Origin of the sequence: Stenotrophomonas maltophilia (genome assembly GCF_006974125.1) — a bacterium.
GTDB lineage: Bacteria > Pseudomonadota > Gammaproteobacteria > Xanthomonadales > Xanthomonadaceae > Stenotrophomonas > Stenotrophomonas maltophilia_O.
Map to the genome: position 1 here is coordinate 4,015,340 of NZ_CP037858.1, position 13,848 is coordinate 4,029,187.

A 13,848-nucleotide genomic window follows, 5' to 3' on the forward strand; every position below is an offset into this window, starting at 1 on the left:
CGGCGAACGCATCTGCGATAGTGGCGGCAGGTATTACTTTCCGCTTGCATCCATGTCATTCGCTTCGGCGCAGCATCTCGGCGAAGTCCTGCAACAATCCTATGGCATTACCGCCACCGCTGTGGTGCCGCGCCCGGTGGGTGCCGACGCCAATGCCAGCGTGTATCGTGTCGACGCGCGCCACGGTCAATGGTGGCTGAAATGCCGCACGTACCAGGTTGATCCGGCGGTATGGGACAGCCTGCACTGGCTGCGCGGTACGCTGGGCATCGATGAAATCGTGGCCCCATGGCCGGCGCTGACCGGTGGTGCGTCGGTGCAGCGTTGGGGACTGCAGTTCACCCTGTTCCCCTACATAGAAGGCCAGTCCGGGTTCGAGGCGGCGTTGAGCCATAGGCAGTGGCGACGCCTGGGCGAGGTGCTGCGGCGCCTGCACGCGTCGCCGCTGCCGACCGAACTGCAGCGTGGGCTACCGACCGTGCGGCTGGAAACTGCGGCACTTGAGACCGTTGGGCAGTGGCTGGCGGGCGAGGGCCTTGCCGCCGCAAAGGATGGGCTGGGCCGTGCATTCGTTTCCGTATGGGACCGGCAGCATGCGCGCATCACCGCGCTGCATGCGCAGGCACTGCAGCTGCGCGCGGCATTGCAGGAGGTTCCGGCTGACCTGCACCTGTGCCATACCGACCTGCATGCCGGCAATCTGCTGATGGGCAATGACGGTGGCCTGCACCTGATCGACTGGGATGGCCTGTCGCTGGCCCCGCGCGAGCGTGACCTGATGTTCATCGGTGCCGCTGTCGGCGGGCGCTGGGGCCGCGAGAATCCACTGGGGTTCGAAGACGGCTACGGCAGTGACCGTGGCGATCCGCGCTGGATCGCCTGGTACCGGCACTGGCGCATCCTCCAGGACCTGATCGAGTTCCAGCAGGTGCTGCTGGGGAGCGATGGAGAGGAGCGCTCGCCTCCATTGCGGCGGCAGTCGCTGCACTATCTGGGCGAACAGTTCGCGCCGGGCAATGTGTTCGATGCGGCGGAGCGTGCGTATCGCGCGCTGGGTTAGTTCCCGGGCCGTTGCCAGGATCGCCCCGGGTAGAGTCGACTGTTAGTTGTGACTTCCCGGTAGGTTGTTCACCCATGGCGTGTCCATGCAGGTGGTTTCTATTCCGCGGGCTTGGCCGCTGCCGAGGCCGCGGCACTGGCGGCACGACGCGACAGCACGGCCTCGCGATGGGCAATGTAGGCGTTGGCGGCGAGGATGATGCCGGCACCAATGATCGTCCAGCGATCCACCGTTTCGTTGAACAGCAGCCAGCCGCACAGCGTTACCAGCGGCAGCTGCAGGAAGCTGATCGGGGTCAGGGCGGAGACTTCGCCCAGGCGCAGTGCGCGCGTCCACAGCAGCTGGCCGATGGTGCCAAGCACGCCGGTGGCCAGCAGCCACAGCCACGCCATGCCGGTGGGCCAGACCCAGACGAACAGTGCCGGGACCAGCGACAGCGGCACCCAGAACACGTAGGTGTAGAGCACCACGGTGTCGGCACTGTCGACGCGGGTCAGCTGCTTGATCTGGATCGCCACCAATGAGCTGAGCACGGCGGCAGCCACCGCCACCAGGCTTCCCGCGGTGAAGCCGGCGGTACCGGGGCGCACGATCACCAGCACGCCGATGAAGCCGACCACCACCGCGGCCCAGCGGCGCACGCGCACGGTCTCACCCAGCCAGAGCACGGCAGCAATGGTGACGAACAGCGGCGTGGAGTACGAGAGCGATACCGCCTGCGCCAATGGCAGGTGGCCCAGCGCCCAGAACGCGCACAGCATCGAGCCCAGGCCGATCGCACTGCGCACGAAATAGCGCGGCAGCTGCTGGGTCTTCAGTGGTGCGTGGCCGGGGCGCAGCAGCATCGGCAACAGCGCGAGCAGGCCGAAGGCGTTGCGGAAGAACGCCACTTCCTGGGTCGGTACGTAGCGCGTGGCGTAGCGGATCGCCACGGCCATCAGGCCGAATGCCATCGTGCTGCCGAGCATCAACAGCGCCGCCCGCATCGGGGTGGCGCTGGGGGAGAGGGCGGGGCTGTTCACCACTGTGCGCCGAGCAGGCGGGGCTCCGGTTCGATCGGCACGCCGAACTTCTCCAGCACCGAGGCGGAGATGCGTCGCGCCAGCGCCAGCAGCGCAGCACCGGTGGCGTTACCGTGGTTGACCAGCACCAGTGCATGGCTCGGGGCCACGCCGGCATCGCCTTCGCGGAAGCCCTTCCAGCCGCAGGACTCGATCATCCAGGCCGCCGAGACCTTGCGTTTTCCGTCCTGGTCGGACGGGAACACCGGCAGCTCGGGGAAGTGCTGCAGCAGCACGTCAACCTGTTCCAGCGGCAGCACCGGGTTCTTGAAGAAGCTGCCGGCATTGCCCAGCACGTCCGGATCGGGCAGTTTGCGGCGGCGGATCGCGATCACCGCATTGGCCACGTCTACCGCACCCGGCAGTTCCACGCCCTGTGCCTGCAGTTCCTCGCGGATGCCGGCGTAGTCCATGCGCAGGTCGTGCAGCAATGGCAGCTTCAGCTCGATGGCGGTGATCAGGTAGCGGTCCATCTGCTGCTTGAACACGCTGTCGCGGTAGGCGAAGCCACACTGTTCGTTGTCCAGCCGCACCCAGGCCTGTTCCTGGCAGTCCCAGGCTTCGACGGCCTGGATGAACTCGCCAACCTGCGCGCCATAGGCACCGATGTTCTGGATCGGCGCAGCACCGGCCGTACCGGGAATCAGCGCCAGGTTCTCCAGTCCGGACAGGCCTTCCTGCAGCGACCACATCACCAGGCCATGCCAGGGCACGCCGGCGCCGGCGCGGATCACTGCATGGTCGGCGCGGTGTTCCAGGAAGCTGATGTCGCGGTTGCCGAACACCAGCACGGTGCCGGGCAGGTCTTCAGCGATCAGTACGTTGCTGCCGCTGCCCAGCACCAGCAGTGGGCCGCTGGCCACTTCGGGCAGCGCCAGCACTTCCGGCAGCAGCGTGGGGTCGTGCAGTTCCAGCAGCTGCGCTGCACTGGCCTGCACATGGAAGGTGTTCAGCGCCTGCAGCGGTGCATTGCGGGTGAGCGTCCAGCGCAGCGGGGCGTTGCCGTCGACGGTATCCATGGGCGCGCTCACAGTGGGGCCACCGCGCCGCGGCTGGGCGCTTCGCGACGGCGACGGATCGCCTCCACGCATTCGGAGACCAGGGCAGGGCCACGGAAGATCAAGCCGCTATAGCACTGCACCAGCGCGGCGCCGGCGGCCATCTTGGCCACGGCATCGGCACCGGACAGGATGCCGCCGACGCCGATCAGCGGCACCGATTCGGGCAGGCGCGAGCGCAGGCGGCGCAGCACCAGGGTGGACTGCTCCAGCACCGGCGCGCCGGACAGGCCACCGGCCTCATTGGCCAGCGGATCGCCGGCCACCTTGCTGTGGTCGATGGTGGTGTTGGTGGCGATCACGCCGTCCACCTGCAGTTCGCCCAGCACACGGGCGGCGGCATCGATGTCGCGCTCGCTGAGGTCGGGCGCCACCTTCACCAGCATCGGCACGCGGCGACCATGCTGCGCAGCCAGGGCTTCCTGGCGGTCACGCAGCTGGCTGACAAGCTGGCGCAGTGCGGTCTCTTCCTGCAGCTCACGCAGGCCGGCGGTGTTGGGCGAGGAGATGTTGACCGTGATGTAGTCGGCCAGCGGATACACCTTGTCCAGGCAGGCGATGTAATCGTCCACGGCCTGTTCGTTGGGGGTGTCCTTGTTCTTGCCGATGTTGATGCCGAGCAGGCCGCGACGGTTGCGCGCGCGCTCGACATTGCGCACCAGTGCATCCACGCCCGCGTTGTTGAAGCCCATGCGGTTGATGATCGCGTTGTGTTCCGGCAGGCGGAACAGGCGCGGCTGCGGATTGCCAGCCTGCGGGCGCGGGGTGATGGTGCCGATCTCGACGAAGCCGAAGCCGAGCGCGAACAGCGCATCGATGTGCTCGCCGTTCTTGTCCAGGCCGGCAGCGAGGCCGACCGGATTGGGGAACGTCAGCCCGAACACGGTGCTCGGCATCGGCGCGATGCGGGCGGCCAGCAGCGGCGTGGTGCCGGTGCGATAGGCCAGGTCCAGTGCGGACAGGCCGAGGCCGTGGGCGCGCTCGGCGTCGAGCGAGAACAGGAAGGGGCGGGCAAGCGAATACATGCGTCGGTTCAGTCCAGCGTGCCGAGGAAGGCTCGGGTTCGATATTCAAAAGCAACCTGGCCGTCGACCGCGTGGGCGGCGAACAGGTCCTGCAGAGCGGCGATCATCGGCGCATGGCGCGGGTGACCGGGCTGGGGGGCATAGGAGGAGGACAGCAGGCGCCCTTGCAGCGCATCCAGATCCAGGTACTGCACGTTCGGCAGCTGCACCATGCCGCGCAGCCCGGCGCCGAACCAGGCCTGCATGGTGGCGTCGTCCTGGTAGCGCTCGGCCACGGCGGTGTAGTCGGTGCCGTAGTCCAGCAGCAGTTGTTCGTAGCCGACCAGGAACGGGCTGGCATCGAGCAGGCGTGAATTCCAGTAGATCAGTGCCAGGCCACCTGGGCGCAGGATGCGCTGCCACTCGGCGCGCACCGCCACGGTGTCGAACCAGTGGAAGGCCTGCGCGACGCTGACCAGGTCAACGCTGGCCTCGTCCAGCCCGGTGGCCTCGGCGCGGCCGTCGATGGCGCTGAACTGCGGATACTGCGGCGCCAGCCACTGTTCGGAGGCGGCGCGCATGGCGGCGTTCGGTTCCACCGCAATGACCGGATGGCCGGTGGCCAGAAACTGGCGGCTGGAAATGCCGGTGCCGGCGCCGATGTCGGCGACCACGGCCTCGTGGCTGACGCCCATGGGGCCATGCAGCCACTCCAGCAGGGCGGGCGGGTAGTCGGGCCGGTAGCGGACGTAGTCGGCGACGCGGCTGCTGAAGCGTTCAGTGCTGTCGGAAGTGGTCATGGCGATCAGTTCGACATCGCGGCGAGCCAGGCCAGGCCGCCGAAGAACAGGATGAAGACCAGGATGGCGGCGATAGCGGCGCCGACCATCACCCAGCCCAGTACAAGGCCAGTGACGGCCAAACCGTCGCCTTCCAGTTCCTGCGGGCGACGGCGGATCTCGGCGCGGGCCATGTGGCCGGTGACGATGGCCACGATGCTGGCCACGAAGGGCAGGACGGTCCAGCTGGCGATGCCCATGACCAGGCTGACTACGGCCAGGGCGCTTGTCTGTCGGGGTGCCACGCTCATCGGGGTCCTCCTTGGCAGTGTGCACATGATAGTGCGTCTGCCCAGGCAATCCCATGCCCGGCAAGTGCAAGGATGCGGTAGGCGTCGACCGTGGTCGACGAACGGGATGTCAGCCCTGGCGGACGTCGACCTTGGTCGACGAACGAGGTGCCAGCCCTGGTAGGCGTCGACCTTGGTCGACGAAGGGCATTTCAGCCGGGTAGGCGTCGACCTTGGTCGACGAAAGGCATGCCAACCAAGGTTGGCAGCTACCGAAGTGCCGGTGTCAGCCCATCAACACCTGGCCACCATCCACGTTGAGCACGCTGCCGGTGACCCAGCGCGCCAGCGGCGAGCACAGGAACAGGGCGGCGTCGGCGATCTCGCGCGGGTGTCCGAAGCGGCCGAACGGGATCTTCGCCAGGGTGCCGTGGTACAGCGTCGGATCTTCGGTGCGGCGGCGATCCCACAGGCCATCGTCGAATTCGATCGAACCGGGGGCGATGGCGTTGACCCGGATCCGGTCCTTGGCCAGCGCCAGTGCCTGCGAGGTGGTGTAGTGCGACAGCGCGGCCTTTGCGGCGGCGTAGGGCGCGCCACCGGGGCGCGGCTGCTGTGAGGCGATCGAGGACAGGTTGAGGATGCAGGCATCGCTGGATGCGCGCAGCCACGGCAGTGCCAGGCGCGACGCCCGTACCGCCGCCATCAGGTCGATCTGCAGGCTGGCGGCCCAGCCATCCTCGTCATCGGCCATGCCGTAGCCGGTGGCGTTGTTGACCAGCACATCGATGCCGCCGAGTGCATCGGCAGCGGCCTGCAGCCAGGCCTGGATCTGGCCGGCATCGGCCAGATCGGCGGAGACGGTATGCAGCGGGGTGCCCTGTGCCTGCGCATCGGCGCGCAGGGCATCCAGTCCGGCCTGGCCGCGGGCGCAGACCGAGACCTGCGCACCGGCGCCGGCAAATGCCAGCGCCATTTCACGACCGATGCCTTTGCTGCCACCGGCGATGAGTACGCGGCGGCCGCTGAAGTCGAGGGTCGGAGCCCCTGCGGGGATCCGACCCACAGACGTCTCGGCGTCGTTTGCCATCACAGATCGAACTTGATGCCCTGGGCCAGCGGCAGCGAGTCCGAATAGTTGATGGTGTTGGTCTGGCGGCGCATGTAGACCTTCCACGCATCCGAACCGGACTCGCGGCCACCGCCGGTGTCCTTCTCGCCACCGAAGGCGCCGCCGATCTCCGCACCGGACGTGCCGATGTTGATGTTGGCGATGCCGCAGTCGCTGCCGGCGGCCGACAGGAACTTCTCGGCGGTCTTCAGGTTCTGGGTGAAGATCGAGGACGACAGGCCCTGCGGTACGCCGTTCTGCATGTCGATGGCTTCGTCGATGCTGTCGTACGGCATCACGTACAGGATCGGCGCGAAGGTCTCGTGCTGGACCACGGCGTCGCTGTTCTTCAGGCCGGAGACGATGGCCGGCAGCACGAAGTTGCCTGCGCGGTCGATGCGGGTGCCCCCGGTTTCGATGGTGCCGCCGGCGGCCTTGGCCTGGGCGATGGCATCGAGGAACTGCTGCACGGCACCGTCGCTGTTCAGCGGGCCCATCAGGTTGGCGGCATCGGTCGGATCACCGATCTTGCCTTCCACCTGCTTGTAGGCCTTGACCAGGGTGGCCAGCACGTCGGCGTAGATCGAGCGGTGCACGATCAGGCGGCGGGTGGTGGTGCAGCGCTGGCCGGCGGTGCCGACGGCGCCGAACACGATGCCCGGCACGGCCAGCTTCAGGTCGGCGGTTTCGTCCAGGATGATGGCGTTGTTGCCACCCAGCTCCAGCAGGCAGCGGCCAAGGCGGCGAGCGACCTTTTCGTTGACGGTGCGGCCGACCTGGGTCGAGCCGGTGAAGCTGATCAGCGGCACGCGACGGTCATCGACCATCTTTTCCGACAGCGCGGTGCCCGCATCGTTGATCAGGAAGAAGATGTCCGGGAAGCCGGCTTCGCGCAGGGCGTCGTTGCAGATCTTCAGCGAGGCGATGGCGGTCAGCGGCGTCTTGTTGGACGGCTTCCAGATGCACACGTCGCCACAGATGGCGGCCAGGAACGAATTCCAGCTCCACACCGCGACCGGGAAGTTGAAGGCCGAGATGATGCCGACCAGGCCCAGCGGGTGGTACTGCTCGTACATGCGGTGGCCGGGGCGCTCGGAATGCATGGTGTAGCCGTACAGCATGCGGCTCTGGCCCACGGCGAAATCGGCGATGTCGATCATCTCCTGCACTTCGCCATCGCCTTCCGGCTTGCTCTTGCCCATTTCCAGGGCGACCAGCGAGCCCAGCGCATCCTTGTGCTTGCGCAGCGCTTCGCCGCACAGGCGCACGGCTTCACCGCGGCGCGGCGCCGGCGTGGTGCGCCAGACCTTGAAGGCTTCCTGGGCGCGGGCGACGACGGTTTCGTACTCGGCCTCGGTGGTCGCGCGGACCTGCGCGATCGGCTCGCCGGTGGTCGGGTTGACCGGGGTGATCAGCTCACCGCTGGTCGCGCTCGACCACTCCCCGTTGCCCAGGTACGTGCCAGCGTTGATCGCGTCCAGGCCAAGGGACTTGAGCAGCTCGGAAGACATGCAGACTCCTGTGTTTCGTTACGTTGTTTGGTGCCATCGCGGGCAGCTGGGGGACGCGATGAACTGAATCGCCGATGGTAGCAGAGCGGCCTGTCCGGCCATGGTGCAACGCGCCAGCGGAATCGTACGGAGCATGAATGCTTGGAGGGCAGGGTGTGTTGCCTGTAAACTTCCCGGCTGCATGGCCCCGTAGCTCAGCTGGATAGAGCGTCCCCCTCCTAAGGGGAAGGTCGCCCGTTCGAATCGGGCCGGGGTCACCAGAATCAACAGCTTGCGAAAGCCGCTATATCGCCACAGGCCATATCGGACCATCAAAAGGCACCATTTGGTCACAGTGGAGGTAATGGCGAATCAATAGGTTGGCTTCGCCACCGCACCGTCATCGCCCTCAGGGGTGAGGTGCGCGTAGTACTTCGCAATAGTGGCGTAGTCGGCATGCCTGGCCGGAACTGCATCTGTCGCAACGGAACTCCGGTGATGGCCATACCGTGTTCTTGTGCACGGCGACAAGCGGATCGGATAGACAGCGAAGTGCCCAGCGCGCATACCGGCCCAGCGGCGCCTCGCGCCACTTGCCGACTTCGTGCGCCCCCGGCCATCTTCGTCTGGATCGCTCTCAACACTTTGGCTGCCCACCTCGTGCGTCCGGACTGGGTACCTGGCCCAGGTGGAGGCTGGATTCACGCGGCCGCAGGCCATGCAACCGGTGTCCGCCAAGCTGGGCCCCCAGCAAAAGGTGGGCAGCGTCGGATTGTCGGTCCCGTGAAAACCGCAATCCTGTGGTAGTAAAGGCCCCAGCGGTGGCATGACGCCGCCGACAGGGGGCAACATGAAGGCGATGACCGCTGTTCTGGTTGCGGCTGTGCTTTGCGTTGGTTGTTCAACCAAGGGGGGTTCCACTGCACCCTACAACATCTCTTTCGTTGGCCATCCTTCCCGGGCCGACGTAGCACCACCTCCACCTCCACCCCCACCTCCGCCGCCCCCCGTTGACGGTCAGGTCCAGGCGCCTGATCCCAGCGGAGTCAAGCCTCCGAGGAGGCTTCCCCGCGACGGATGGTATGAGCCTGGAGAGGAGGTGGATGACGCCTCGGACGTTGAAAAGGCGTTGCCAGCGGTACTGGCGGAATGCAAGAAGCTCATCCTCGGGATGGAGAACAAATCCGTTGATCAGCGAAAGGCGTCCCTCTGGGTGTACGGGATCGGGCTGGTCGCGGGCACGGTCATCGCACCTGCACTTACGGCGGCGAACGCTGCCAAGCACGCCGGTGCGATAGCCGGACTAAGTGCATTGGGGGGCGCCTCTGGTATGGCGGGAAAGGCGCTGGAGGACTCTGGGTTTGGGGGATCCGCGGCAATTGCTGATCGTAAAGCCATCGCCGACGTGATTCGTCTGAAGCTCCCAGTGATCACGGATCGCAGAGAGGCGTCGCACGATCGACGGAAGGCGCTTACGGAAATGCAGGCTGCATGCTTTGCCTACGATCTGACCACCCCGAAGCCCATCCAGTCGGCAACAACCGGCAAATGAACAAGGAAGGGCCCGCTCTCCGACGGGCCCTTCTCTTTTACACTCCGCGCCAAGCTCGCCGCCGTCACCTTCCTCCGGGTGAAGAAGGTGGGCAACATCGGCGAGCGCGCCATCAACACCATCGTCGTGCGGTACGACATGCCCGATACCTTGGTGGCCCTGAAGGGAAAGGGTATCGGGAGGAAGCGCCCGAAGACCCCGACGGCGATGGACGACACGTTGCGTCTGTGGGTGAGGCCGATTGAATTTTCTGTTGGGGCAGTCGGCATGTGTTCCAGAGATGGCAGTAGAATCCGCGCCAGTCCCCTCTCTTCCGGGTCATCATGTCGATACGAGTAGCGTGCCTGTGCGGGAACGTCGCCATTGAGCTGGCTGGAGAGCCGGTCGCACGCGCCAACTGCCACTGTTCATCGTGCAGGGACTTCTACGGTGTCACCATGTTCTCCGCGACGGCTTGGGAGGCTTCGTCGGTTCAGATGGCCTCCTTCGATGCGCGAAGCTTCAGCCACCCCCAGAAGCAGCTGAAGAAGACCTTCTGTGCTACGTGCGGCGAGGTTGTGTTCGGCACGAACCGTCTGGGCATGTGTGTCGTTCCCAACGCCATGCTCGCCCGCGCAGACGGCGGATGGCTGGACGTTGCCATGGCGCCCACAATGCATCTCTACTACCGGCAACGCGTAGTTGAGGTTCGCGATGAGTTGCCGAAGTACCTTGATGGCTGGGACGGCCCTACCTACCTGCAGGAATGAAGCTGCGACTGTGATGGTGCAAGGGCATTGTCGCAGGACAACATTCAACGGCTGCCGCGCAGCGTGACGGCGCCGGGCGGGCCGCTCACAATCAGTGGGCCAGACCACACAGGCATCCTCATGCCCGCACAGTTGCAACCGGTCCAACCACTGCATTACCCACGTATCGCTGGCTGGCTCGATTCGCTTGCAGCGACGCAACGCTGGGCCGGCCCAGGCGTTGCATTTCCTCTGCTGCCCGAAGCGTTCGCACAGACGCTTGAACTGGCCGAGCGACCGGGTTGGGTGCTGCTGGACGGGGAGGGCGCGTGCTTGGGGTTCGGCCAGTACTGGTTGACCGCGCCCGGCACCGCCCACCTGGGCCGCATCATTGTTTCGCCGCAGGCGCGTGGGCGCGGCCTGGGGCGGGTGCTGGTGCAGTTGTTGGGTGCCGAGGCCCTGCGGTCGCCTGGAGTGCAGCGCCTGACCCTGCGCGTCTACCGTGACAATGTCGCAGCGGTGGCCCTCTACCGCGATCTCGGCTTCCAGCCGGTGGAAGACGCTTCGACGCCGGAACTGCTGTTCATGCAGCGCAGCGGGGTCTGACCCAGCTTCAGCGTCGGCTGCTGCGGGTGGGGGCGGTATCTTGATCATTTCGGTACTTTTCACAAGTCTGGCGCCGGGCCCGATATGCTGGGCCCCGGAATCCCGCCGGATCAGCCCGTGGACCGCATTCCCCAGCTTCTGGAACAGGACGAATCCATGCGCCTGGAGGTCAGCACGCTGGCGGAAGGCTTGGGTGTTCCGCTGTCGTTCGGGCACGCGTATCTGGCGGTGCTGGTGTGCGTGTCTGGGCGTGCGCGTTTCGCACTGAACTTCCGCGAGGTGGCGGTGCAGCGGCACGACGTGCTGGTGCTGGCGGAGGATACGCTGGCGCTGCTGCGGCAGCGTTCGCGCGGTTTCCTGGCGGTGGTCTGCCTGATGCCGAAAGCGCTGGCGTCGGAGGTGGCCTACGTGCTGCCCAATGCATTGTTCAAGTTCCTGCACGAGCATCCCCATTGTGTGCCGTCACCGCTGGAGGTGCCGCTGCTGCTGGGCTGGCTGCAGCAGTTGATGGACGCGCAGCACAACGGCGGTCGCCATCGGCACGTGATGCTGCGCAACCTGCTGCAGACCTTGTTCCTGAAGTTCGCCACGCTGCTTCCGGAACATTCCGAGGCCGCGCCGCAGGTCGGCCGGCGCGAGCGCCTGGCCTGGAATTTCTGGGAGCTGGTTGGCCAGCGCAGCACGCGCCAGCGCGACGTGCAGTCCTACGCCGAGGCGCTGTGCATTACCCCGTTCTATCTCTCGCAGTTGACCCGGGAATGCTTCGATGAAACGCCGAAGGCGCTGATCGACCGCCAGGTGGTGCTGGAGATCAAGGCCCTGCTGAGCTACAGCGAACTGCCGATCGGACGCATCGCCGAACGCCTGTGCTTCGAGGATGCGTCCTACCTGTGCCGCTACTTCCGGCGGCATACCGGCCAGTCGCTGACCGGCTACCGTCGCGCCGGGCAGGGTGACGCTAGTGCGATACGAACAGCGGCGCCGGAACTTCGGCCAGCAGATCCTCGGTGACGCCGCCGAGCACGCGTTCGACCACGCGGCTGCGGCTGTAGGGCCCCAGCACCAGCAGATCGGCTTCGGCATCGAGTACATGCTGGCGGATGGTGGCGGCAACGCCCCCCTGGCTGGAGCTGATCGCCTGGATTTCGACCTCGACGCCATGCCGCGCCAGATGCTGGGCCATTTCGGCGCCCGGCGCGGCTTCAGCCTTGGGCGTGTCGACCATCAGCAGGTGCACGGCCTGCGCCCGGGCCAGCAGAGGCAGGGCATCCGCCACGGCACGACGGGCCTGTTTGCTGGCATTCCAGGCCACCACGATACGCCGGCCGACCTGCTCGCCCTTCCAGTGCGGCGGCACCAGCAGCATCGGCACGCCGGTCTGGCGCAGTGTGCCCAGTGGGTACCAGCCGGAGGGAGCGCCGGGCGTACGCGGATAGCCGGCGACGATCAGATCGCAGTACAGCGACTGCAGGGCCAGATCGGCGCCGCCCAGATAGTCCGAGACGATGCGCAGTTCGGTGCTGATCTGCAGCGGCTCGGCGGCGTCGCGCAGGTTCTGCATCAACTGCGCGGTGCAGGCGGCGTCGGCGCGGGCTTCATGGTCGAGTGCGGCGGCGATGCCCGCGCCACGCGCGAAACCGTTGGCGATGTCGGTGGGATGCTGGGCGGTCGATACCGCGACCAGATGCGCCTGCTGCGCCTTCGCCAGATGCGCGGCAATGCTCAGTACGCGGTCCCCGGTATCGCTGGCGTCGAAGAGCACGGCGATGTCGCGTAGCGGATGCAGCATGGCGTTGTCTCCTTCGATGCCTGTGACGCGTTCCCTGCCGTGCACCGACCCGGGTGCACCGGACGCAGGTGTGTTGTAGCGCATTCGTGATTCGAGTGAATCAAATATGATTCAGTTTATTAATTGATGATTCATGCTAGCGTGATCGGACTCTGCATCCAGGCCCCTCCATGCGACCTGCCACTGCCCGCACACGCCGCGACCTGCACCACGCCCTTGCTGCCACCCTGGTCAGCCATCCTCGCTGCACGCTCAGCGAACTGGCGCGCGGGGCAGGCATCAGTCGCGCGACCCTGTACCGGTTCGCGCCAACGCGGGAGGCGATTGACGAGGCCTTGTTCGCGGCGGGATTCGAACGCCTGGAAGCAGCGGCAAGCTCGTTCGATGGCAACGTGGATGCACAGCAGGTGCTGGAGCAGGTCACGGCAGCGCTGCTGGCCGACTGGGAACTGGTGACGCTGGTGTTCGCGCGCATGATGGAAGAGCAGCAGCGCCAGGGTGACCTGCATCTGCTGCCGGAGCGCTGGGCTCCGATCGGTGAACGTTTCGAGGCGTTTTTCCTGCGCGGCCAGCGAGTGGGTGAGTTCAACGTGGAGTTCACCGCGGTGTGGTTGGCCGACTTCTACTGGACCTGCTTCTACGGCATCACCTGGTCGCTTGCGCGCGGCCGTCTGGCCCCGGCAATGGCCGCATCCACGCTGTTGGCCTCGTTCCGGCATGGGGCGATGAAGGGCTGATCGTGGCGCCCATGGCGCATTTCGTGCCGACAAGACCTACGGAACCTGCGCCGAATTCGCGTGACGTCTTGCCGGAAAGGGCGTTCGCGCTGCCGGAATCGTGCACGGGGCCGCACTTCCGGATTGCTACAACTGTGGTCGTCGAATAACGCCGGAATCGGCAAAATTAAATGAGACGTTCATCACACTTTTGTTGCGGTGCGGTATCGTAGTCACTGAAATTCATACCTGACCTACGAGGTCCAGGGACGGTTGTAGTGGCCATCGAGCCGGCAGAACGTGCTTCGCGCGCGTTGCGTGGCTGATGAGTTCGTCCCAGGCGACCTACTGAACAGCGGCCTCTGCGGGCCGCCCGGGGAAATCACCATGTGGCAGTCGACGACGTCGCGCATTCGCGCGGGCGGTGGATGCGTTCATCCCAAGAAAAACACCCGATGCGTGCGGCCCGGCCGCTGGATCGCGCTTGTCCTGATCCTGCTGCTGTCGATGGTGGCGCCATCGTTTGCCTGGGCAGCCGCCTACGCCACGGGTGGCAGCAGCCCGTATCGCAATACGGTGTTGTGGTTGACCTGGGGGGGGCGGT

Annotated in this window: 14 protein-coding genes and 1 tRNA gene; 7 read left to right on the top strand and 8 right to left on the bottom strand. The window is 66.1% G+C overall.

Going from position 1 to position 13,848, the window contains the following annotated elements:
* The first annotated feature begins 52 nt into the window (after positions 1-52).
* Positions 53-1,060 carry an aminoglycoside phosphotransferase family protein gene (locus EZ304_RS18585; RefSeq protein WP_142807820.1) on the top strand — a complete coding sequence of 336 codons (1,008 nt, stop codon included), beginning with the start codon at positions 53-55 and terminating at the stop codon, positions 1,058-1,060.
* Positions 1,061-1,158: 98 nt separating this feature from the next.
* On the opposite strand, the gene EZ304_RS18590 is transcribed toward EZ304_RS18585, so the two are convergent.
* From EZ304_RS18590 to amaB, 7 genes are all read right to left on the bottom strand, one after another.
* Complete coding sequence (locus EZ304_RS18590) at positions 1,159-2,046, bottom strand: DMT family transporter (RefSeq protein WP_099552876.1); 888 nt, start codon at positions 2,044-2,046, stop codon at positions 1,159-1,161.
* 32 nt (positions 2,047-2,078) lie between these two features.
* Positions 2,079-3,140, bottom strand: coding sequence for a UDP-N-acetylmuramate dehydrogenase (murB, locus tag EZ304_RS18595; protein ID WP_099552875.1), 1,062 nt, complete (start codon positions 3,138-3,140; stop codon positions 2,079-2,081).
* A gap of 8 nt (positions 3,141-3,148) precedes the next feature.
* On the bottom strand, positions 3,149-4,204 hold the full coding sequence (locus tag EZ304_RS18600) for a quinone-dependent dihydroorotate dehydrogenase (protein ID WP_099552874.1): 1,056 nt from the start codon (positions 4,202-4,204) through the stop codon (positions 3,149-3,151).
* Between the two features lie 8 nt (positions 4,205-4,212).
* Complete coding sequence (locus EZ304_RS18605) at positions 4,213-4,983, bottom strand: class I SAM-dependent methyltransferase (protein ID WP_099552873.1); 771 nt, start codon at positions 4,981-4,983, stop codon at positions 4,213-4,215.
* A 5-nt stretch (positions 4,984-4,988) separates the two neighbouring features.
* Positions 4,989-5,273: a DUF4190 domain-containing protein gene (locus EZ304_RS18610; RefSeq protein ID WP_099552872.1), complete on the bottom strand. Its 285-nt coding sequence runs from the start codon at positions 5,271-5,273 to the stop codon at positions 4,989-4,991.
* Positions 5,274-5,538: 265 nt separating this feature from the next.
* The gene (locus EZ304_RS18615) at positions 5,539-6,342 is read right to left on the bottom strand and encodes an SDR family NAD(P)-dependent oxidoreductase (RefSeq protein WP_099552871.1); all 804 of its coding nucleotides are present in this window, start codon (positions 6,340-6,342) and stop codon (positions 5,539-5,541) included.
* A complete protein-coding gene (amaB, locus tag EZ304_RS18620) occupies positions 6,342-7,874 on the bottom strand; it encodes an L-piperidine-6-carboxylate dehydrogenase (RefSeq protein WP_049398541.1) in 1,533 nt (510 codons plus the stop codon). The genes EZ304_RS18615 and amaB overlap by 1 nt, the downstream gene beginning before the upstream one ends.
* Positions 7,875-8,057: 183 nt before the next feature.
* On the opposite strand from amaB, the gene EZ304_RS18625 reads away from it, so the two are divergent.
* From EZ304_RS18625 to EZ304_RS18650, 5 genes are all read left to right on the top strand, one after another.
* Positions 8,058-8,134, top strand: a tRNA-Arg gene (locus EZ304_RS18625).
* A gap of 818 nt (positions 8,135-8,952) precedes the next feature.
* Positions 8,953-9,405: a hypothetical protein gene (locus EZ304_RS18635; RefSeq protein WP_142807821.1), complete on the top strand. Its 453-nt coding sequence runs from the start codon at positions 8,953-8,955 to the stop codon at positions 9,403-9,405.
* A gap of 437 nt (positions 9,406-9,842) precedes the next feature.
* Positions 9,843-10,154 (top strand): GFA family protein, encoded by a 312-nt coding sequence (locus EZ304_RS18640; protein ID WP_428999703.1) that lies wholly within the window; start codon positions 9,843-9,845, stop codon positions 10,152-10,154.
* A gap of 120 nt (positions 10,155-10,274) precedes the next feature.
* Complete coding sequence (locus EZ304_RS18645) at positions 10,275-10,739, top strand: GNAT family N-acetyltransferase (protein ID WP_142808127.1); 465 nt, start codon at positions 10,275-10,277, stop codon at positions 10,737-10,739.
* Positions 10,740-10,856: 117 nt separating this feature from the next.
* Positions 10,857-11,750 carry an AraC family transcriptional regulator gene (locus tag EZ304_RS18650; RefSeq protein WP_142807823.1) on the top strand — a complete coding sequence of 298 codons (894 nt, stop codon included), beginning with the start codon at positions 10,857-10,859 and terminating at the stop codon, positions 11,748-11,750.
* Here the strand turns inward: EZ304_RS18650 and EZ304_RS18655 are convergent.
* Positions 11,698-12,528, bottom strand: coding sequence for a universal stress protein (locus EZ304_RS18655; protein WP_142807824.1), 831 nt, complete (start codon positions 12,526-12,528; stop codon positions 11,698-11,700). The two genes, EZ304_RS18650 and EZ304_RS18655, sit on opposite strands and share 53 nt — an antisense overlap.
* A 170-nt stretch (positions 12,529-12,698) precedes the next feature.
* Between EZ304_RS18655 and EZ304_RS18660 the strand changes: the two genes are divergently transcribed.
* The gene (locus tag EZ304_RS18660; protein ID WP_099552866.1) at positions 12,699-13,265 is read left to right on the top strand and encodes a TetR/AcrR family transcriptional regulator; all 567 of its coding nucleotides are present in this window, start codon (positions 12,699-12,701) and stop codon (positions 13,263-13,265) included.
* The last annotated feature ends 583 nt before the right edge of the window (positions 13,266-13,848 follow it).

What these genes read in the sequence shown, in the direction of transcription:
- EZ304_RS18585 (WP_142807820.1), top strand. Translation starts at nt 53, where the DNA reads ATGTCATTCGCTTCGGCGCAGCATCTCGGCGAAGTCCTGCAACAATCC.
- EZ304_RS18590 (WP_099552876.1), bottom strand. Translation starts at nt 2,046, where the DNA reads ATGCGGGCGGCGCTGTTGATGCTCGGCAGCACGATGGCATTCGGCCTG.
- murB (WP_099552875.1), bottom strand. Translation starts at nt 3,140, where the DNA reads ATGGATACCGTCGACGGCAACGCCCCGCTGCGCTGGACGCTCACCCGC.
- EZ304_RS18600 (WP_099552874.1), bottom strand. Translation starts at nt 4,204, where the DNA reads ATGTATTCGCTTGCCCGCCCCTTCCTGTTCTCGCTCGACGCCGAGCGC.
- EZ304_RS18605 (WP_099552873.1), bottom strand. Translation starts at nt 4,983, where the DNA reads ATGACCACTTCCGACAGCACTGAACGCTTCAGCAGCCGCGTCGCCGAC.
- EZ304_RS18610 (WP_099552872.1), bottom strand. Translation starts at nt 5,273, where the DNA reads ATGAGCGTGGCACCCCGACAGACAAGCGCCCTGGCCGTAGTCAGCCTG.
- EZ304_RS18615 (WP_099552871.1), bottom strand. Translation starts at nt 6,342, where the DNA reads ATGGCAAACGACGCCGAGACGTCTGTGGGTCGGATCCCCGCAGGGGCT.
- amaB (WP_049398541.1), bottom strand. Translation starts at nt 7,874, where the DNA reads ATGTCTTCCGAGCTGCTCAAGTCCCTTGGCCTGGACGCGATCAACGCT.
- EZ304_RS18640 (WP_428999703.1), top strand. Translation starts at nt 9,843, where the DNA reads ATGTTCTCCGCGACGGCTTGGGAGGCTTCGTCGGTTCAGATGGCCTCC.
- EZ304_RS18645 (WP_142808127.1), top strand. Translation starts at nt 10,275, where the DNA reads ATGCCCGCACAGTTGCAACCGGTCCAACCACTGCATTACCCACGTATC.
- EZ304_RS18655 (WP_142807824.1), bottom strand. Translation starts at nt 12,528, where the DNA reads ATGCTGCATCCGCTACGCGACATCGCCGTGCTCTTCGACGCCAGCGAT.
- EZ304_RS18660 (WP_099552866.1), top strand. Translation starts at nt 12,699, where the DNA reads ATGCGACCTGCCACTGCCCGCACACGCCGCGACCTGCACCACGCCCTT.